This is a genomic window from Halomonas piscis, assembly GCF_031886125.1.
Classification (GTDB): Bacteria; Pseudomonadota; Gammaproteobacteria; order Pseudomonadales; family Halomonadaceae; genus Vreelandella; species Vreelandella piscis.
The window spans coordinates 73,145-93,243 of record NZ_CP119391.1; the positions used below are offsets into that span (position 1 = coordinate 73,145).

At 62.7% G+C, this 20,099-nt stretch carries 15 protein-coding genes and 1 pseudogene; 7 read left to right on the top strand and 9 right to left on the bottom strand.

Going from position 1 to position 20,099, the window contains the following annotated elements:
* Window positions 1–124: 124 nt before the first annotated feature.
* Window positions 125–1,114 (top strand): glycine--tRNA ligase subunit alpha, encoded by a 990-nt coding sequence (glyQ, locus tag P1P91_RS00350; RefSeq protein ID WP_311883746.1) that lies wholly within the window; start codon window positions 125–127, stop codon window positions 1,112–1,114.
* A complete protein-coding gene (glyS, locus tag P1P91_RS00355; RefSeq protein ID WP_311883748.1) occupies window positions 1,115–3,181 on the top strand; it encodes a glycine--tRNA ligase subunit beta in 2,067 nt (688 codons plus the stop codon).
* Between the two features lie 532 nt (window positions 3,182–3,713).
* Here the strand turns inward: glyS and P1P91_RS00360 are convergent.
* Entirely contained in the window at window positions 3,714–4,748 is a 1,035-nt protein-coding gene (locus tag P1P91_RS00360; RefSeq protein WP_311883750.1) for an IS110 family RNA-guided transposase, read from the bottom strand.
* A gap of 269 nt (window positions 4,749–5,017) precedes the next feature.
* On the opposite strand from P1P91_RS00360, the gene gmhB reads away from it, so the two are divergent.
* Window positions 5,018–5,596 (top strand): D-glycero-beta-D-manno-heptose 1,7-bisphosphate 7-phosphatase, encoded by a 579-nt coding sequence (gene gmhB / locus P1P91_RS00365; protein WP_311883752.1) that lies wholly within the window; start codon window positions 5,018–5,020, stop codon window positions 5,594–5,596.
* 101 nt (window positions 5,597–5,697) lie between these two features.
* On the opposite strand, the gene gyrB is transcribed toward gmhB, so the two are convergent.
* The 4 genes from gyrB to iscB form a co-directional block, all read right to left on the bottom strand.
* A complete protein-coding gene (gyrB, locus tag P1P91_RS00370) occupies window positions 5,698–8,118 on the bottom strand; it encodes a DNA topoisomerase (ATP-hydrolyzing) subunit B (protein ID WP_311883753.1) in 2,421 nt (806 codons plus the stop codon).
* A 39-nt stretch (window positions 8,119–8,157) separates the two neighbouring features.
* Window positions 8,158–9,312: a DNA replication/repair protein RecF gene (gene recF, locus P1P91_RS00375; protein ID WP_311883754.1), complete on the bottom strand. Its 1,155-nt coding sequence runs from the start codon at window positions 9,310–9,312 to the stop codon at window positions 8,158–8,160.
* A 258-nt stretch (window positions 9,313–9,570) separates the two neighbouring features.
* Window positions 9,571–10,728 carry an IS200/IS605 family element RNA-guided endonuclease TnpB gene (gene tnpB, locus P1P91_RS00380; RefSeq protein ID WP_311883756.1) on the bottom strand — a complete coding sequence of 386 codons (1,158 nt, stop codon included), beginning with the start codon at window positions 10,726–10,728 and terminating at the stop codon, window positions 9,571–9,573.
* A 176-nt stretch (window positions 10,729–10,904) separates the two neighbouring features.
* Window positions 10,905–12,272: an RNA-guided endonuclease IscB gene (iscB, locus tag P1P91_RS00385; protein ID WP_311883757.1), complete on the bottom strand. Its 1,368-nt coding sequence runs from the start codon at window positions 12,270–12,272 to the stop codon at window positions 10,905–10,907.
* Window positions 12,273–12,343: 71 nt separating this feature from the next.
* Between iscB and P1P91_RS00390 the strand changes: the two genes are divergently transcribed.
* Window positions 12,344–12,484 (top strand): hypothetical protein, encoded by a 141-nt coding sequence (locus P1P91_RS00390; protein WP_311883759.1) that lies wholly within the window; start codon window positions 12,344–12,346, stop codon window positions 12,482–12,484.
* A 40-nt stretch (window positions 12,485–12,524) separates the two neighbouring features.
* Here P1P91_RS00390 and P1P91_RS00395 read toward each other — a convergent pair whose 3' ends face one another.
* From P1P91_RS00395 to dnaA, 4 genes and pseudogenes are all read right to left on the bottom strand, one after another.
* Complete coding sequence (locus tag P1P91_RS00395) at window positions 12,525–12,845, bottom strand: ectoine synthase (protein WP_311883760.1); 321 nt, start codon at window positions 12,843–12,845, stop codon at window positions 12,525–12,527.
* Between the two features lie 172 nt (window positions 12,846–13,017).
* Window positions 13,018–14,433 (bottom strand): annotated as a pseudogene (locus P1P91_RS00400) (amidase).
* Window positions 14,434–14,477: 44 nt separating this feature from the next.
* Window positions 14,478–15,581 carry a DNA polymerase III subunit beta gene (dnaN, locus tag P1P91_RS00405; RefSeq protein ID WP_311883761.1) on the bottom strand — a complete coding sequence of 368 codons (1,104 nt, stop codon included), beginning with the start codon at window positions 15,579–15,581 and terminating at the stop codon, window positions 14,478–14,480.
* A 79-nt stretch (window positions 15,582–15,660) separates the two neighbouring features.
* Window positions 15,661–17,127 carry a chromosomal replication initiator protein DnaA gene (gene dnaA / locus P1P91_RS00410; protein ID WP_311883762.1) on the bottom strand — a complete coding sequence of 489 codons (1,467 nt, stop codon included), beginning with the start codon at window positions 17,125–17,127 and terminating at the stop codon, window positions 15,661–15,663.
* A 551-nt stretch (window positions 17,128–17,678) separates the two neighbouring features.
* Here dnaA and rpmH point away from each other — a divergent pair.
* The 3 genes from rpmH (at window position 17,679) to yidC (ending at window position 20,029) form a co-directional block, all read left to right on the top strand.
* Entirely contained in the window at window positions 17,679–17,813 is a 135-nt protein-coding gene (gene rpmH / locus P1P91_RS00415) for a 50S ribosomal protein L34 (RefSeq protein ID WP_311883763.1), read from the top strand.
* 13 nt (window positions 17,814–17,826) lie between these two features.
* On the top strand, window positions 17,827–18,216 hold the full coding sequence (gene rnpA, locus P1P91_RS00420) for a ribonuclease P protein component (RefSeq protein ID WP_311885819.1): 390 nt from the start codon (window positions 17,827–17,829) through the stop codon (window positions 18,214–18,216).
* A gap of 127 nt (window positions 18,217–18,343) precedes the next feature.
* Window positions 18,344–20,029, top strand: a complete 1,686-nt coding sequence (yidC, locus tag P1P91_RS00425; protein ID WP_311883764.1) for a membrane protein insertase YidC — start codon at window positions 18,344–18,346, stop codon at window positions 20,027–20,029.
* Window positions 20,030–20,099 lie beyond the last annotated feature (70 nt).

A 20,099-nucleotide genomic window follows, 5' to 3' on the forward strand; every position in this document is an offset into this window, starting at 1 on the left:
GCTGATCCCGTCCTTTCTGCTGTACGTTCGGCACCCTACGCCCAAAGTGGCGTGCGCCTATAACCTGTCTGCCATGAATTGTATACTTGACGGTCTCTGAATTCATGGTCAACGGTGCTTCGCGATGAGTGTTTCAACCAATAGCTCGATACCCGACGTGTCGACGTTCCAGGGCTTGATCCTGGCCTTGCAGCAATACTGGGCCGAGCAGGGCTGCGTGGTACTGCAGCCGCTGGACATGGAAGTGGGCGCCGGGACCTTCCACCCGGCGACGTTTCTGCGCGCCATCGGCCCGGAAAACTGGAACGCCGCCTATGTTCAGCCGTCGCGGCGCCCCACCGACGGCCGCTACGGCGAAAACCCCAATCGCCTGCAGCACTACTACCAGTTTCAGGTGGTGATGAAGCCCTCTCCGGCCCATTTCCAGGATCTGTACCTGGGCTCGCTCAGGCGCCTGGGGCTGGACCCGCTGGTCCACGACGTGCGCTTTGTCGAGGACAACTGGGAGTCGCCGACGCTCGGCGCCTGGGGGCTGGGCTGGGAAGTCTGGCTCAACGGTATGGAAGTCACTCAGTTTACCTACTTCCAGCAGGCCGGGGGTATCGAGTGCCACCCGGTTACCGGCGAGCTGACCTACGGCCTCGAGCGCATCGCCATGTACCTCCAGGACGTGGACAGCGTCTACGACCTGGTATGGACCATTGCCCCGGACGGCAGCCGGGTGACCTACGGCGACGTCTACCTGCAGAACGAACGCGAGCAGTCCGCCTACAACTTCGAGCACGCCGACGTCGATTACCTGTTCAAGGCCTTCGATCACCAGGAGCTCGAATGCGGCCGCCTGCTGGAAGCGGGTCTGCCGCTGCCCGCCTACGAGCAGGTGCTCAAGGCCTCGCACACCTTCAACCTGCTGGACGCCCGCCACGCCGTCTCGGTAACCGAACGCCAGCGCTTCATTCTCCGCGTGCGGACGCTGGCCCGCAACGTGGCCAGCGCCTACTACGCGTCGCGCCAGGCGGCGGGCTTTCCGCTTGCCGCCGAAGCGCTGCGCCAGGAGCTGCTCGATAACGCCAGCCAGCACGACGAACGCATGACCGACAAGGGAGACGCCTGAATGGCCACGGATACGCTGCTACTCGAACTCGGCTGTGAAGAGCTGCCGCCGGAGGCCCTGAACGCGCTCTCGGACGCCTTTGCCGAAGGCATCAAAAACGGTCTGGAAGCCGCCGAAGTGCCCTTTGGCCAGGTGCATGCCCTGGCCTCGCCGCGCCGGCTCGCCGTGCAGGTCACCGAGCTTGCCGGCAAACAGCCCGACCGCGAAGTGGAGCGCCGCGGCCCGGCGCTCGCCGCCGCTTTCAAGGACGGCGCCCCCACCAAGGCCGCCGAAGGCTTTGCTCGTTCCTGCGGCGTGAGCGTCGATCAGCTGATCGAGCTTGAGACCGCCAAGGGCATCTGGCTTGGCTACCGCGAACGCCAGACCGGCGATACCGTGAGCGCGCTGCTGCCCGGCATCCTGCACAAGGCCATTGGCGACCTGCCGGTGCCCAAGTACATGCGCTGGGGAGACACCCGCACCGAATTCGCTCGCCCGGTACACTGGCTGGTGGCGCTCTACGGCAGCGAAGTCGTCGCCGTTGAGACGCTGGGCCTTACCGCCAGCCGCACGACGTACGGCCATCGTTTCCACGCCCCGGATGCCATCCAGCTGGCCCACGCCGACGACTACGCAAGCACGCTTGAAAACGCCTTTGTGCTCGTCGATCGCGAAAAGCGCCGGGAGCGCATCCGCGAGCAGGTGCTGGCCGAGGCCGAGAACCACAGTGCCACGGCGGTAATCGACGAGGACCTGCTGCGCGACGTTACCGGCCTGGTGGAGTGGCCGGTAGCGCTGACCGGAAGCTTCGACGAGCGCTTTCTCGAAGTGCCCGCCGAGTGCCTGATTTCTTCCATGCAGGCGCACCAGAAGTATTTCCACCTGCTGGATGACAGCGGCCAACTCAAGCCGCTGTTCATCACCGTGGCCAACATCGAAAGCCACGATCCCGACCAGGTGATCGCCGGCAACGAAAAGGTCATTCGCCCGCGGCTGGCCGACGCCGTCTTCTTTTACGACACCGACCGCAAGCGCACCCTGGAAAGCCGCCTGCCGGCGCTGGACGACATGGTCTTTCAGCATCAGCTGGGCACGCTTGCCGACAAGGCCCGGCGCAGCGAAGCCGTCGCCGCCTTTATCGCCGAACAAATCGGCGGTGACGAAACCCACGCCAGGCGCGCAGCCAGGCTTGCCAAGTGCGACCTGATCACCGAGATGGTGCAGGAGTTTGCCGAGCTTCAGGGCGTCATGGGGCGCTATTACGCCACCCACGACGGCGAGGCCGACGAGGTCGCCGCGGCGCTGGAAGAGCAGTACCTGCCGCGCTTTGCAAGCGACGCCATTCCGCAAACCGCCGCGGGCAAGGCCGTGGCGCTTGCCGACCGGCTGGATACGCTGACCGGCATCTTCGGCATCGGCGCCCGCCCTACCGGCACCAAGGACCCCTTCGCCCTGCGCCGGGCCGCCATCGCCGTGATCAACATCCTGGTGCAGGGCGAGCTGGATCTCGACCTGCGCGAGCTCTTGACCCGGGCGGCCGAGCAGCACGGCGAGCTTCCCGAAGGCGACACCGTGGTCGACGACGTGCTGACTTACATGCTCGACCGCTTCCGCGCCTGGGGGCAGGATCACGGCATCAGCGCCGAGATGTACCTTGCCGTGCGCAAGCGTCCCGTCACCCGGCCGCTGGACTTTGCCCGCCGGCTGTACGCCGTTCAGGCGTTTTCTCGGCGCGAGGAAGCCGCCGCCCTGGCCGCCGCCAACAAGCGCGTGTCGAACATTCTCGCCAAACAGGACCACGACGGCTCCACCGACGTTAACGGCGAACTGCTTGGCGAAGACGCCGAACAGGCGCTGTTCGAGGCGCTGGGCAACCGCCGGGAAAGCGTAGCCCCGCTGCTGGCCAAGGGCCGCTACATGGAAACCCTGGACGCCCTGGCGACGCTGCGCGAGCCGGTGGACCGCTTCTTCGACCAGGTGATGGTCATGGCCGACGACGACGCCGTGCGCCACAACCGCCTGGCCCTGCTGGCCAGCCTGCAGGCGCTCTTCCTGGAAGTCGCGGATATTGCCGAGCTGCCCCAGTAGCCCGGAAAAAGCCCTGCCTCTCTCAAGCCCGGCACCTGCCGGGCTTTTTGCATTGGAACTATGGCCAAGCCTAGCGGCAGCAGGAATGTGACGGGTGATACCTGAGTTTTAGTGAAATCTGTGACCTTTTGGTGGAACCTGTATTTTTGATAGAACTCGAGTTTTTGGTGGGAGCTGACTTCAGTCAGCGATGATATGGACCCGAAACAGGGCAGGCCTGCGGCCTGCTTTCGCGCACTGAAGTGCGCTTATATGGACCCGTCCTGTTGTGCAAGCCAGAAGCAACAACGCATAAGAGTGAGGACTGCACGCTTATATCCGGCCTATTGATGGCACTTGCCGTGCCTGGCCCTGATGGAATACGCGCTCTCTGCTCTGATCTCCCACTCGGCCTCGTGATGGGCCTGCGCACTTTACAGAGTGACAGAAAGCCGGTCTGACCCGTTATGCCATCGAAGCATCTCGCCTGCGCAACCTCGGGGTTGGGTAACTTATCGCATGCTAAGCTATATTCCCTGTTTGTTCGGTATCATCAAGCGGCCTCCTGTGGCTGATAGCGCCGTTCATGGGCCAATAGCGACCAGCAAATCCGCGCCATCTTGTTCGCCAGGGCCACAATGGCCTTGCGTTGCCCAAGACGCGCCGCTAACGAGCAGGCCCAACGGGACAGCCGGTCGGGATGTTCCTGACGTTGGAACTGGCGTAATGCCGCGCGGGCACCGTGCACCAACTGCTTTCGAACCTCGCCATTGCCGCGTTTGGTGATCCCCATCAACTGGTTGCGACCCCCGCTGGAATGCTGGCGTGGCACTAGCCCCAACGAGGCGCTGAACTGACGTCCGTTGGGGAATCGCGCCGGATCGCCTAGATGGCTGAACAACAGCGTCGCATTGATCGGGCCGATGCCGGGCAGACTCATCAGCCGCTGCATGTCATCTGATGCCCTGGCCAGACGCTGCAGACGCTTGTCATAGCGCGCGATCCGGGCATCGTTCTCGAGCCATTGATCGAGCAGGTCGTTCAGCAGGGTGTAGAGTTCTTCCCCCAGCCGCGCCCGTTGCTCGTCCAGCCGCTCACGAATAACGCCCTGGCGTATCACCGCGTGCCCCTGCGACACGATTAGACCAAACTCGCCCAGCAGGCCGCGCAGCTCGTTGCCGACGGCGGTGCGTTCGCGCACTAACCGACTGCGTACTCGGTGCACTGCTTGCAGGGACTGTTGTGCTTCCGTCTTGATCGTCACTCGAGGCGTGGCCGGGCGCGCCGCGGCCTCGGCGATAGCCGCGGCATCGCGCGCATCGTTCTTGTGGCCCAGCAAGAAGGGCTTGACCGCCTGCGGTGGCAGTAGCTCGGCCTCATGGCCCAGCGTGCCAATGTCTCTCGCCCAGTAATGAGCGGAGCCGCACGCTTCCATGGCGACGTGGCAAGGCGGAATTTGGGCCAGCGTCAAGCGTAACTTCTCTCGCCGGACTTGCTTGCTGAATACTTTGTGACCGTGCGCATCCACGGCATGCAGTTGAAAAACGTGTTTCGCCAGGTCAATGCCTATAATGCTAATCTGTTTCATGGATGGATCCTCCTTCACCGATGCCGTCAGTGTTCTGTGCACTGCTGGCTAGATGTTATATCCAGCTTGGCACAGAAGGACGGGTCCATCCCATTTCCCACCCTGAATCAAAACTCCGGGCCGCCGCTGGCTATGGGCCTACTACCTGGTGGGAGCTGACTTTAGTCAGCGATAATGGGTGCCACTATTCTCTAGCAGGCCTGCTTCCCGGCAGCCTGCCCTATTCTATTGTCACGTTTCACGTGAAACACTTCATTCAGGATCAAGTAATGCCGGCAACAAACGCTCCGCCGCCCTTTTCCCCATCGCGCCTGGTGATTCTCGATCGAGACGGCGTGATCAACCACGACTCCGATGCCTACATCAAAACCCTGGACGAGTTTGTCGTCTACCCCCTGGCCGTTGACGCCATCGCCCGGCTGACGAAGGCCGGCTACGCCGTGGCCGTGGCCACCAACCAGTCGGGCATTGCCCGGGGCTATTTTCCCCGAACCGCCCTGGAGCAAATGCATGCGCGGCTGACCGAGCTGGTGGAGAACGCCGGCGGACGGCTCGTCGCTATCGCCTACTGCCCTCACGGGCCGGACGACGACTGCGGCTGCCGCAAGCCCCGCCCGGGGCTTCTGTACCAGATACGCGATACCCTTGGGCTGACAACCCTTGCCGGCAGCTGGATGGTGGGCGACAGCCTGCGCGACCTTCAGGCCGGCGAGGCCGCCGGCGCCTGCCCGGCGCTGGTACGCACCGGCAAGGGACGAAACACCGAGGCAAAGGGGGAACACGCTGCGTCTACGCCGGTATTCAACGACCTTGCGGCGTTCAGCGAATGGCTGCTGACGGCGACATAGCGACGTAAAAAAACGCCGCCGACACGATAATGTGCCGGCGGCGCTGTAGTGTTTAACAGACATGTTTCACGTGAAACATGTCCGCCTCCGTTTCAAAACAGTTAGATGTCGATGTTGGCGACCAGAGCGTTGGACTGGATAAAGTCGCGGCGCGGCTCCACCTCGTCTCCCATCAGGGTGTTGAACATCATGTCCGCGGCAATGGCGTCTTCGATGCTGACGCGCAGCATGCGCCGGCCTTCCGGGTCCATGGTGGTTTCCCACAGCTGCTCGGGGTTCATTTCTCCCAGGCCCTTGTAGCGCTGCACCGAAAGACCGCGCTGGCCTTCCTGCATCAGCCAGTCGAGCACCTCGGAAAAGCTGGCAACCGATTTCTTGCGCTCGCCCCGGGTAATGTAGGCGCCCTCTTCCAGCAGCCCCGAAAGCGTTTCGCCGAGCGCCGTTATCGCCCGGTAGTCGGCGCTTTCGAAGAAGTCCAGGCCCCACATATAGCTGTTGGTCACGCCGTGAGCCACCAGCGATACCGCCGGGAGGTGAAGTCCGCGCTCTTCGTCTTCGTGCAGATAGAAGTGGTAGCGCGGCCCGCCTTCGTAGTCGGCCTTGGCGTCCAGGATCCGCTGCAGCTCGTCGATCCAGTTCTGCATGGTGACGCGGTCCTTGAGGCACGCCTCGCCGGAAAGCGCCGACGTATCGACCATATGCTCCAGAACGGCCGAGGGATAGATCCGCGAGAGGCGATCGATACGGCGCATGACGCCGCGGTACTGGGTCACCAGCGCTTCCAGCTGCGAACCGCCAACCCCCGGCGCCTCGGCGTTGACGTACAGCTGAGCGCCGTCCAGCGCCGTGCTGGTCAGGTAATCGACCATCGCCTGCTCGTCTTTGAGATAGAGTTCCTGCTTGCCGCGCTTGATCTTGTAAAGCGGCGGCTGGGCGATGAAGACGTGGCCGCGTTCGATCAGCTCGGGCATCTGGCGGAAGAAGAACGTCAGCAGCAGCGTGCGGATGTGCGAGCCATCGACGTCGGCGTCGGTCATGATGATGATGGAATGATAGCGCAGCTTGTCCGGGTTGAACTCTTCCCGGCCGATGCCGCAGCCAAGCGCGGTGATCAGCGTGCCCACTTCGGCGGAGGAGAGCATCTTGTCAAAGCGCGCCTTCTCGACGTTGAGGATCTTGCCCTTGAGCGGCAGAATCGCCTGGGTGCGCCGGTCGCGCCCCTGCTTGGCGCTGCCGCCGGCGGAGTCGCCCTCCACCAGATAAAGCTCGGACAGGCTGGGATCCTTTTCCTGACAGTCGGCCAGCTTGCCGGGGAGCCCGGCGATATCCAGCGCGCCCTTGCGCCGGGTCATGTCCCGGGCCTTGCGCGCCGCCTCCCGGGCCCGGGCGGCGTCGAGCATCTTGTTGACGATGGCCTTGGCCTCGTTGGGGTTTTCGACCAGATAATCCGCCAGCAGCCGCCCCATTTCCTGCTCGACGGCGGTCTTCACCTCGCTCGAGACCAGCTTCTCCTTGGTCTGGGAGGAAAATTTGGGATCCGGCACCTTGACCGACACAATCGCCGTCAGCCCCTCCCGGGCATCGTCCCCGGCGGTGCTGATCTTGGCTTTTTTCAGCAGGCCTTCGGCTTCAATGTAGTGGTTGAGCGTACGCGTGAGCGAGGCGCGAAAGCCGGCCATGTGGGTGCCGCCGTCGCGCTGGGGAATATTGTTGGTGTAGCAGTGGATGTTTTCGTTAAAGGTGTCGCTCCACTGCATGGCCACCTCCACCTCGATGCCGTCGTCCCGGGCGGAGGTAAAGTGAAAGACCGGGTTGAGCACGGTTTTGGTGGCGTTGAGGTGTTCGACAAACGCCCGCAGGCCGCCTTCGTAGCGAAACAGCTCTTCCTTGCCGCTGCGTTCGTCGATCAGGCGGATGGCCACGCCGGAATTGAGAAAGGACAGCTCGCGCAGGCGCTTGGCGAGTATGTCGTAGTGAAACTCGATGTTGGCGAAGGTGTCCGTCGAGGGGCGAAAGTGCACCCGGGTACCGCTTTTTTCCGTGGTGCCGACCACCTCAAGAGGCGCCCGGGGCACGCCGTGATTATATATCTGCTCGAAGACGTCACCCTGGCGCCAGACGGTGAGCCTGAGCTCTTCGGACAGCGCGTTGACCACGGAGATGCCCACGCCGTGCAGCCCGCCCGACACCTTGTAGGAGTTGTCATCGAACTTGCCGCCGGCGTGGAGCACCGTCATGATCACCTCGGCGGCGGAAACGCCCTCTTCCTGGTGAATCTCGGTGGGAATGCCGCGGCCGTTGTCGCTGACGGTGACCGACTCGTCCGGGTGGATGACGACGCGGATTTCGCTGCAGTAGCCTGCCAGAGCCTCATCGATGGAGTTATCCACCAGCTCGAACACCATGTGGTGCAGCCCGGTGCCGTCGTCGGTATCACCGATATACATGCCCGGACGCTTGCGCACCGCGTCCAGCCCCTTGAGCACCTTGATGCTTGATGAATCGTAAGCCTGCTCGCTCATTGACCACTCCGTCGTGAAGTCTGTCTCGTTCCGTGTCGCCTACCTTTCCACCAGCCGGCCCGACGCCGGCTGGCCCGGCTCTTCCCGGCCGACATGTTTCACGTGAAACATCCGGACCGCCGTTTCGGAGAGCCAGCGGTTCTGCAAGGCACCCGGTTCAACGCTGGTAATAAAAGCCTGACACTGCATGGCCTCCAGCAGCTCGCAGAATCGCTGCTGGTACCTGCCGTCCAGCTCGGCAGGCAGGTCATCAATCAGATAGACACAGTGCCTAACTGCGGTGCCAGGCGCTGAAGAGCTTTCCAGAAGCCGGCCCTGGGCAAGCTTCAGCGCGCTGACCACCAGCTTTTGCTGGCCTCGGGAAAGCACTTCGATCGCCGGTTTTTTGCGCAGCCGAATACGCAAGTCCGCCCGCTGAGGGCCCTGCTGGGTAAACCCCATCTGCGTATCGGTGGCACGCCCGGCATGCAGCGCGTCTGCCAGCGGGCGTTTTTTATCCCACCCCCGGGCGTAGTGCAGGCTGAGCCCTTCAAGGGGCAGCAGCGCCTTGAGCGTCTCTTCAAAGACCGGCAAAAAGGCGCTGAACCACTCCTGGCGCAGCCGGTCCATTGTTTCACCGCAACGCGCCAGTTCCTGCTCCCAAACGTCCAGCTGGGCGGCGTCGGGTCTCCCTTCTATTCTACCACGCCTGAGAAGGGCATTCCGATGTTTCAGCGCCCGGCGGGCGCCTTTCCAGGCGGGCAAAAATGCCTGTTTCACGTGAAACACTCCCCAGTCGAGGAATTCCCGCCGCCCCGCCGGCGGGCCTTCCAGCAGGCGAAAGGCATCGGGGTTGATCAATTGAAGAGGCAGCGCCTCTACCAGCTCGGCCAGCCGCGCATGGCGCTCGCCGCGCAGGCGCAGCTCAAGCTCGCGCTCGTCCCGGAGCCGGCGCACTCCCAGGGTAGTACCGGCGGCTCCCTGCTCGCCGGCAAGGCGGCCGAACAGCGCGAACTCGCCGGCGTCGTGCTGGATAACGTTCTTCAGCTGGCGGGTGCGGAAAGAGCGCCCCATGCCCAGAATATGAATGCCTTCCAGCAGGCTGGTCTTGCCGCTGCCGTTGGCCCCGGTGATGACGTTGATCCCGGCGGCGGGCGCGAAGGACAGCGGCTGGAGGTTACGCAGTCCGTGGAAGTTCAGCTGTTCGATACTCATACGGGCACCGCGGTGGCAGACAGAAGGAAACGGCGCACCGCGGCTGGCGATGCGCCGTTCGGGAAGGAAGGCCGCCGGACCAGGCCGGCCGGGGCCAGGGTGGGATGGCAGCGCCGGCTAGCGTTTCAGTACGCTTCCGTCTTGACGTCCTCCCCTCCCTGAAGGAAGGGGATTCCTGGTTGTTGCCTTCCAGTTTCCTGCTTCATAGTCCGCTGCTCCTTGGGATTGCCCGCAGAGGCTGACACAGACTCCACAGGCTTAACCTCCCGCGCGCCCCGCGGTAGTTTTCTGCTCGTGCTCTCGCAGCTTGTCGGCACCGGCCAGAATGGCCTTGCCCGCCTTGAGAATGTTCTTGGCAGCGTTGATGTCGCGGTCGTGATGCGCATGGCAGGTAGGGCAGTCCCAGACGCGGACTGTTAGCGGCATGGCATCGGAGATATGGCCGCAGGCGTGACAACGCTTGCTTGAAGGGTACCACTTGTCGATCTGAACAAAGTCTCGTCCGTACCACTCGGCCTTGTAACCCAGCATGGTGGTGATCTGATGCCACCCCACGTTGCTGATGGCTTTCGCCAGCGAGCGGTTCTTGAGCATGTTCTTCACTTGAAGGCTTTCCGCAGCTACGACTTGGTTTTCGTGAATGAGCTGCGTGGTCAGCTTGTGCGCGAAGTCTTGACGCTGGTCGGCTATCTTTGCGTGGATGCGCGCGACCTTGAGTTTCGCCTTGGCCCGGTTGGCTGACCCTTTCTTCTTGCGTGACAGGCTGCGCTGCGCGCGAGCCAGTTTCTTCTCGGACTGCTTGAGATACTGGTGGTTGTTGACCTTCTGGCCGCCGCTGGTGATGACCGCGTGGGTCAACCCCAGGTCGATGCCTGCTTCCTTCTTGCTGAACGGCAACGCTGCCACCTCTTCCTCGACGAGAATTGAGATGTGGTAGCGATCCGCGCTGTCCTTGCTGACCGTGACGCTGGAAGGCGTGCCGGTAAAGCGACGGCTCCAGCGGATATCCAACGGCTCTTTCTGCTTGGCCAGTTTGATCTGGCCATCTCGCCAGGAGAAACCGCTGGTGGTATAGCGAACAGACTGGCGCGCCGTCTTCTTCTTGAAGGTCGGATACTTGGCCCGACCCTGAAAGAAGTTCTTGAAGGCGGTGTCGAGATTGCGCAGCGACTGTTGCAGGCAGACGTTCGACACCTCTTGAAGCCAGGCAGTCTCCGGTTCCTTCTTGAGCGCCGTAAGCAGCTTGGCGGTGTCGGTATACCCTATTCGCTCCTGCCGTTCGTACCAGGCATCGGTACGCAGCCGCAAGAAGTGGTTGTACACGTACCTCGCACACCCGAACGTCCGGGCAAGCTGTTCGGCTTGCTCGGTCGTCGGATAGAAGCGGTATTTGTAGGCACGCTGTACGGTAGTCATGACCGAATAGTAACTGCATATATTTAGCCTGTCAACAAGAACCGCTTGCGCGGTTCGCGCTTTCCTTCCCCGCACTAGAAGTACGGGGTTTGACGCGCATTTTGATCAGATTTTGCGCGGGATACCCGGTACTTTCAGTGCCGGAAGGGATAGCGCGTCGCCCGCAGGGCGACCTGTTACGCCACCGTCTGCCCCGCTCCTCCCTTTGGTTGAATGGATGAGGTGAGGCGGTAGCCGTAGCCATCACCGCGTTGGATCAGCAAGCAGTGCTTGTGCGAGATGCCTTGCACCGCCCCCTGCTCGGTCTGAATGTTGAAGCTGCCTGTTTTACGCACAGCGACACGGCCCGTATGGATGCCGGCCTTCTTGCCGGTAGGCACGATGGCTTTCACCATGTCGCCGGTCTGAAAACCGTGCACCTGCTTCTGCCGCATCAGATAGCCACGCGGGAAACCGTGCCGGGTCAATCGGGTGCGTTGATAGCTGCCGCGCCCGGTGGCCTTGATCGTCAGCGTCGGCACCTGCCAATGGTGCAGGGCGTCCATTGGGCCGACGCAGGCGGCGTCCAGGGCATGGGTCTTGGGAATGCCGAGGCGCTGGCGGTTGTACTTGGTGCGCCCGCCGCTACCTGCTGTCACCGGCAGACCGGTGGCCTTGAGAGCACCGAACAGCACCCAACGGGTCGCGTTGACGGCGCTGGCATCCCGCAACGGGCGCTTGAGCTCACATTGCACGCGCTCCTGTCGAGCATCCGCCGACAGGTTGTTAGCCTTGAGTCGCTTCTTGAGCCCCTTGTCGGTGGTGAAGAAAGTGTCCAGCGTGCCGTTGCCCTTGCCCTGGTTGCAGGCGTGGCAGGCCAGCGTCAGGTTACTGACGCGGTGCGAGCCACCGTGAGCACGAGGTACCACATGCTCGACGTCCAGTGGGGTGTCGGTATCACCACAGTAGGCGCACTCGCGCCCCCACTTTTCCAGCAGGTATTCGCGCACCTCGTAGCCGAGCCGCGAGCCCTGCTGGTACTCGACACCGCTGATCTCCGGGTTGTCCAGCTTCTGCGTATCGAAGCGCACCAGCTCCTGACTGATGGCAGTGACCGGCGCCAGACGCGTCAGCCGGTTCACCCAAGCCGTGATGGTATCGACACGGTGCTGCAGGCTGGGAGCCAGCCAGCCCTTGGGTCGGGTGCGGTTGTTGAAGCGTGGCGCCCGGTAGCGCAGGTTCTGACGGCGACGACGGCGACGAAAGGCTCGGCGCTGCTCCAGCGCCTTGCGAATCTGAAAGCCACGATGGACAAGCTCGAACAGGCACAGCACGTGACGATCCTCGGCATCCTCGCGCACTAACGCCAGCCCGGTGGTCTTGCTGCCGGGGTCGATGCCGAGTCGCAGCGGCTGGGTGTCACCCTCCACCCGATCCTTGAGCCGGATCGTGAACGGATAGCGCTTATGCACCACAGCGCGACCGCGTTCCCGCAACAACCGGGCGCGCTTCTCGCTGCACGGCATCAGGGGCCGTTTCTGTTTGTCCAATACGAAAACCGCCATGCGATTTTCTCCTGTGTTAATGCCCTTACGGGCCTGGTGTCGCGGATCGTTCGATCCGTCTCCCCTCGGGAATGTCGATAACCGGCTCCTGCCTGACGGCAGCGATCAAGACCTTCGGCGTTTTACCTTGCGCCAGCATGATCCTGACCTTCCAGAACCCGCCGCTGAGGAAGCACGGCGGGGTGGGTCTTGGCGACCTGTTACCAACGTAGCGGGTTGACTACCGCTTTCCCTGGTCAGCCGGGCTTGCTTTCACAAGCCTCTCCCGTCAGGGAGAGGTAGCTGACCGTCGTACAGCGGGTAGCTGCCCTGCTCGTCGTGATCCTCGGGGCCAACCAACGACGGGGTAAACACGCACAGCACCGTCATGCCCTTCTCGCTGCTGAGAATGTGCTGCTGATGCTTGTCCAGCGCATACATCACGCCGGGCTCAAGCGCCCACTTGCCGCCTTCGGTGAGGTCTTCGATCTGCCCCTCGCCGTCGATGCAGATAACGCTTTCCTTGTGGTTCTTGTACCACATGTGCAGCGCCTGGCCGGGCTTGATATAGGTTTCATGGAGCGAATGCCCCATGCCGTCGGCGCGCAGCGTGTAGCGGCGGCTAATGAACTTGTCTTAGTCGATGGCGTTGCGTTCGGCATCCTCGTGGGTGCGTACGATCATGAGATTGACTCCTCTTTGCGTTTCCCCAGGCAAGGGCGCCCTGGTGTTCCAACCGCTGTCGAATGGAGACTTCAGCAGCGACTCACCCCTGCCAGGTGGGGTCGGGCATGGCCGGAAACCGCGGCGGGTGGGCTTCCATGTAAGCATGGCAGGCCCGCAGCACGCGAATATCGTCGTATTTGCCGCCGGCCAGCTGAAAGCCCACCGGCATGCCGTCCGCGGTAAAGCCGCAGGGTACCGAGGCCGCCGGCTGCTGGCTCAGATTGAACGGGTAGGAAAACGACGCCCATTCTTCCCAGTCGCGCATGTCGCTTCCCGGCGGCACTTCGTGATTGATCGCGAACGGCTCGATGGGCACCGTGGGCGTCATCAGCAGATGGTAGGACTGGTTGAAGCGCTCAAGCTCCAGGGTCAGCCGAGCGCGGTCGGCCTGGGCACGGAACAGATCCACTGCGCTCCAGCCCTCGGCGTGGCGGGCGTTGGCGACCAGCCCGGGGTCCAGCTGCTGGCGCTGCTTTTCGTCGCACTGGCTCCAAAGCTCGAGCGAGGCGGTGAACCACAGCCGGCGAAAGATATCGATCGGCGAGGCAAACCCCGGGTCGATTTCGACCACCTCGGCGCCCAGAGCCTCGAGGTTTTCCGCCGCTTCGCGCACGCGCTCGGCCACCTGGGGCGCTACCCGGGCATAGCCCAAATCCGGCGAATAGGCAATGCGCAGGCCGCGCAGGTCGGCGTCCAGGTCCACGCCCCAGTCGTCGGGCTGGCCACGCACGGCGTAGGGGTCGCTGAAGTCATAGCGGCCGATCACGTTGAGCATGCGCGCCGCGTCGCGAACGTTGCGAGTCAGCGGGCCGATATGGGAAAGCGTAGGCTCCTTGGCCGGCGGCCACTGGGGCGTCTAGCCGAAGGTGGGCTTGAAACCGAAGACGCCGGTAAACGCCGCGGGAATGCGAATGGAGCCGCCGGAATCCCCACCCTGATGCAGCACGCCCATGTTGAGCGCCGCCGCCGTCGCGGCCCCGCCGGAGGAGCCGCCGGGCGTCAGCCGGGTATCCCAGGGGTTGGCCGTGGCGCCGTAGACGCGGTTGTCGGTGACCGCCTTCCAGCCAAACTCGGGGCTGTTGGTTTTCCCCAGCAGCACTGCGCCCGCTTCGCGCAGCATGCGCGCCGGCGGAGCGTCCTTTTCGCACAGGCTGTCGGCGACGGTCAGCGAGCCTTCTCGAGCGGGCATGCCGGCCACTTCGGTGAGGTCCTTGAGTGACACCGGCACGCCGTCGACGGGCCCTGCCGGGTTGCCCTGGCCCCAACGCCTGGCGGAAGCGTGGGCGGCGTGCCTGGCGCCTTCGTGGTCGACGTAAACGTAGGCATTGACGCTATCGTTGAAACGCTCGATGCGCTCGAGCGCCGCCTCGGTGGCTTCAACGGGTGACGCCTTGCCGGCCTTGAACAGCGCGACCAGCTGGCCGGCGTCCATCATTCCCAGATCCGTTTCGCTCATGTAGGGCCTCTATTCGCGGGAAGAAAAATTCGGCTCACTTTTAATTACAGTCGCATTGGCATAATTACGTAAAGCGTATCTCCGCCGCCGGGCTCTTCCAGCAGCGCGCTGCTGTTGGGGTCGGCCAGAGTCATCTGCACGCGGTCTTCCCCGAGTACGCTCATCACGTCGATAAGGTAGCCGACGTTGAAGCCCATCTCCATGGCCTGGCCGTCGTACTCCACCGCGATGCTTTCCTCGGCCTCTTCCTGTTCGGGGTTGTTGGCCATGACCTTGAGGTTGTCGGCTTCCAGGTACAGCCGCACGCCGCGGTATTTCTCGTTGGACAGGATCGCCGTGCGCGACAGCACCTGGCGCAGCTCGGCTCGCTCGGCGAGCATGACCTTGTCGCCGCCGCGCGGTATCACTCGCTCGTAGTCGGGGAACTTGCCGTCGATCAGCTTCGAGGTGAAGGTGAAATCGCCGGTATGGGCGCGCACGTGGGTCGGCCCCAGGGTTAGGCTGACCGGCTCGTCGCTGTCGTCGAGCAAGCGGGAAAGCTCGAGCACGCCCTTGCGCGGCACGATCAGCTTCTGCGCCTCGTCGACGTTGACCTCAAGCTCCCGGGAACACATCGCCAGCCGATGACCGTCGGTAGCCACGGCGCGCAGCAGCCCTTGCTGTATTTCCAGCAGCATGCCGTTGAGGTAGTAGCGCACGTCCTGCTGGGCCATGGCAAAGGCCGTGGCGTCCATCAGGCGCTTGAGCGTGCCCCGCGGAACGCTCAGCTCCTGCCTGGCGTCGGTGTCCTCGATGCCGGGGAACTCGGCGGCAGGCAGCCCGGCAAGCGTAAACCGCGAGCGGCCGCTGACCAGCAAAACGCGACCGTCTTCCGCGGTGAGCTGAAGCTCAGCCTGTTCGGGCAGCGACTTGCAGATATCCATCAGCTTGCGCGCCGGTACGGTGATCGCCCCCGGCTGCTCCACGGCGCTGGCCACGGTGCGGCCGATAAGCTCGACCTCGAGGTCGCTTCCGGTCAGGGCAACCTGGTCGCCCTCTATCTCTATCAGCACGTTGGAAAGCACCGGCAGCGTCTGGCGACGCTCCACGACGCCGGCCACCAGCGTCAACGGCCGCAGCAGCGCTTCTCGGGAAATGGAAAATTTCATCAAGGCTCCAGGGTTTGACTTGAGAATGTTGACTTGAGGGTTTCGACCAGCGTGTCGATGAGCGCATCGACGCACCGATTCAACTGGTCAGCAGGCGCAGCAGATTCTTGTAGTCCTCACGGATATCGGCGCTTTCTTCCTGAAGCGCTTTTACCTTGCGGCAGGCGTGCAGCACCGTGGTGTGGTCGCGCCCGCCAAAGGCGTCGCCGATCTCGGGCAGGCTATGGTTGGTCAGCTCCTTGGCCAGCGCCATGGCCACCTGGCGGGGGCGCGCCACCGAGCGCGAACGGCGCTTGGAAAGCAGATCTGCCACCTTGATCTTGTAGTACTCGGCCACCGTTCGCTGGATGTTGTCCACCCCTACCTGCTTGTCCTGGAGGGCGAGCAGATCCTTGAGCGACTCGCGGATGAAGTCCTGGGTAATGGCCTTGCCCATGAAGTGCGAATCGGCAATCACCTTTTTCAGCGCGCCTTCCAGCTCGCGGACGTTGGAGCGGATTTTCTGGGCGATGAAAAAGGCCGCGTCGTGGGGCAGATCCACTTTGGCCTGATCCGCCTTCTTCATCAAAATTGCCACCCGGGTTTCCAGCTCCGGCGGCTCGATGGCCACCGTCAGCCCCCAGCCGAAGCGCGACTTCAAACGCTCCTCGACGCCGCTGATTTCCTTGGGGTAGCGGTCCGAGGTGAGGATCATCTGCTGGCCGCCTTCCAGCAGGGCGTTAAAGGTATGGAAAAACTCCTCCTGGGAGCGTTCCTTGCCGGCAAAAAACTGGATGTCGTCGATCAGCAGGGCGTCGACGCTGCGGTAAAACCGCTTGAAATCGTTGATGGCGTTGAGCTGCAGCGCCTTGACCATGTCGGCCACGAAACGCTCGGAATGCAGATAGACCACTCGGGCGTTTTCCCGCCGCCCGGCCAGAGCGTTGCCCACCGCGTGCATCAGGTGGGTTTTGCCCAGCCCCACGCCGCCGTAGAGAAACAATGGGTTATAAGCTCCGCCGGGGTTTTCCGACACCTGGCGCGAGGCGGCCCGGGCCAGCTGGTTGGACTTGCCCTCGACAAAGGTGTCGAAGGTGAAGTTGGCGTTGAGTCCGCTGGTGTGCTTGAGGCTGCCTTCCACCTGTACCTGGCGTTCGCCCGACGGGCGCGGCGTTTCCTGGCTCAGGCCATTGATTTCATGCTCGTCACCCGCGCTGCTCCGGGGCGGCGAGTGCGCTGCCGAGCCGGTGCTCGACGGCGGCACAGCGGACACCGGGTTGCCCAGCTCGCGCGGCTGGGGAGCCGGTGCCGCGGCGGCGCGGCGGCTGCCCACGGTCAGGCTCACCCGAGGCGGCTTGGTCGGGGCGAGTTCGCGCATCAGCTCGCTGATTCGCTTGGCATACTTGTCGCTCACCCAGTCGCGCACAAAGCGGTTGGGAGCGAGCAGGTAAAGCTCGTTGGCCTCTCCCTGCTCGGCCTGCAGCGGGCGTATCCAGGTATTGAATTGCTGTGAGCTAAGCTCGTCCTGCAAATAGTCCAGACACTGATGCCAAAGCGCGAGTGACACTCATCTCACCATCGTATTGAAAAAGGCCGGCCATTGTAGCGCCCAACGTCCTCGTTATCCACATGGGGAAAGCCGTCAAAACGCCTGTGGATAACCTTCTTGGCAAACGGCTGATATCTCGTCCACAGCCTGCGGGCAAGCTGGCCAAAATGCCAGCTGTCCCTGACCTTCCACGGTTTCCCCACAGCTTGCCGTCCCTTTGCCCAACGCTTGTCAACAGATTTATTATTCTCCCAGCCGACTGATGTGATTGTTAAAAAATATCTTATCCACAAATATTGTCCCCACCATTAATAACAACATTAGTTATCTTATAATAATAGTAATTATTGGATGGGCAGACGCTGACAAAAAAATCCGCGGTCGTGGTCGCGGCCTGAAAAATGCCCGGCAGGCACCGCCCAAGGGCAGAATCCCGAGGGAAAAATTGCACCCGGCTCGGGAAGGCTCTACAATTTGCGGTCTTTCATTGGATATCCCCGTGCGGCGGCTGCCGAACAGGGGCGTCCAGCATTAATGTTCCGTCCTAAAACCACGTGGGAATACGAGTTATGAAACGCACTTATCAACCCAGCGTTATCAAGCGCAAGCGCCTGCACGGCTTCCGTGCCCGCATGGCAACCAAAAGCGGCCGCGCAGTCCTCTCTCGCCGCCGGGCCAAGGGCCGCAAGCGTCTGAGCGCCTGATCAAGCCTTGGGTGTGTCCCCTCAAGGCTTTCCCCGGGCGCTGCGTCTGCTAAGCGCCGGGGATTTCCGTTACGTTTTTGCCCAAGCCGATCTCAAGATCCATGCCAAAGGCATGCTGGCACTGGCGCGCTTCAACGGCGACGACCATGCCCGGATCGGCCTGGTAGCGGGTAAAAAAAACGTCAAGCTTGCCGTAGAGCGCAACCGCTTCAAGCGCCTGGCGCGCGAGTCCTTCCGCCTGCGTCAGGAAAAGCTGCCTACGGTCGACGTGGTGCTGATGGCCCGGCGCGGCGTTGACGACATGGATAACGCCATGCTTCAGCGCCAGCTTCACGGGCTATGGAAGCGACTGCAGCGCGACGCCCTGCGCCACGGCAACCCGGCGGCGCCGACCAGGACATAACGTGACGCTTGATGCCATCACCTCAACGCTCGACCCGGCCTGCCGCACGGCAGGCTTTCGTGTGTCATGGGTCGGGTAAAACAACACTGCGCCATTGCATGTTCACCACCCAGCGGGCAGAACCCTCATGGACGTTAAACGACTGATATTACTGATTCCATTGGCAATACTGGCGTATCTGCTGGTGGTTCAATGGAATCAGGACTATGGGCAATCGGCCGAACCTGCGCCGGCCGTTGAAAGCACCCAGCGCAGCGACGACGCTTCGTCTGAAAACGCCGATGAAGGCGGGCTGGACGTTCCCGACGCCTCGCCGTCAGCCGCCGGTGACGAAGGCGCGCCGGCGGCCGATATCGATCCCGACGAGGATCAAAGCCGCAGTACCATCGCCGTCACCACCGACGTGCTCGATCTGCGCATCGACCCGCACGGCGGCGACATCGTCTACGCCGCTCTGCCGCAGCACAAGCGGACGCTGGAATCCGAGCGCAACTACGTGCTGCTCTCCGACAACAGCGTACGCAGCTACGTGGCGCGCTCGGGGCTTCAGCTTGACGGCGACTCCAGCCGTATCGCCTTCACTCCGGAAAAGACCGAATATCACCTGAGCGACGGTCAGGATCAGCTCGACGTTGATCTCACCGCCGAGGTCAACGGCGTCGACATCACCAAGCGGCTGAGCTTCGAGCGCGGCAAGTACGCGGTCAACGTGCACTACCTGGTGGATAACCAGGGTGAGACTCCGGTCGACGCACGCTTCATCGGCCAGCTGGTGCGCGACGACAGCCCCGACCCCACCAGCGGCACCAAGATCGGCATGAAGTCGTTTTTGGGCGCGGCCTACTCCACGCCGGAAAGCCGCTACGACAAGGTCGACTTTGACGATATCAAGGCCGGCAACGTCAAGAATCGCGACGCCGAAGGCGGCTGGGTCGCCATGCTCCAGCACTACTTCGTCTCGGCCTGGGCGCCGCCCCAGAGCCAGCAGAACCTCTTCTACGCCACCACCGACTCCAAGGGGCGCAACGTGGCCGCCTTTGCCGGCCCCACCCAGGAAGTCGAGGCCAGCGAGCAGACAACGCTCGACGCCACGCTTTACATGGGTCCCAAGGTGCAGGACTACATGGAAGAGGTCGCGCCCAACCTCCGCCTGACCGTGGACTACGGCTGGCTGTGGTTCATCGCCAACCCGCTGTTCTGGCTGCTGGACAAGATCCACGACGTGATCGGCAACTGGGGCTGGTCCATTGTGCTGCTCACCGTGCTGGTGAAAGCCGCGCTGTTCCCGCTCTCGGCCAAGGCCTATCGCTCCATGGGGCGGATGCGCAAGCTCGGCCCGGAAATGAAGCGCATCAAGGAACGCTTCGGCGATGATCGCCAGAAGATGTCCCAGGAAATGATGAAGTTCTACCAGAAGGAGAAGATCAATCCGCTGGGGGGCTGTTTGCCGATCGTGGTGCAGATGCCGGTCTTCATCGCGCTTTACTGGATGCTGCTGGAATCCGTCGAGCTGCGCCACGCGCCGTTCATCTTCTGGATCCAGGACCTGTCGATCAAGGATCCGTACTTCATCCTGCCGATTCTGATGGGCGCGTCGATGTTCCTGCAGCAGCAGCTGAACCCCACGCCGCCGGACCCGATGCAGGCCAAGATCATGAAGATGCTGCCGATCATCTTCACCTTCTTCTTCCTGTGGTTCCCGGCCGGCCTGGTGATCTACTGGGTGGTCAACAACTGCATTTCCATCGCCCAGCAGTACTTCATCACGCGACAGATCGAAAACGATCCCAGCATCGGCAAGGGCAAGACCTGACGTCTGACCAGGCCCTTGGACGTACCGCCAACCCCCGCGTCCTGCGGGGGGTTGGCGTTCCGGCAGACGG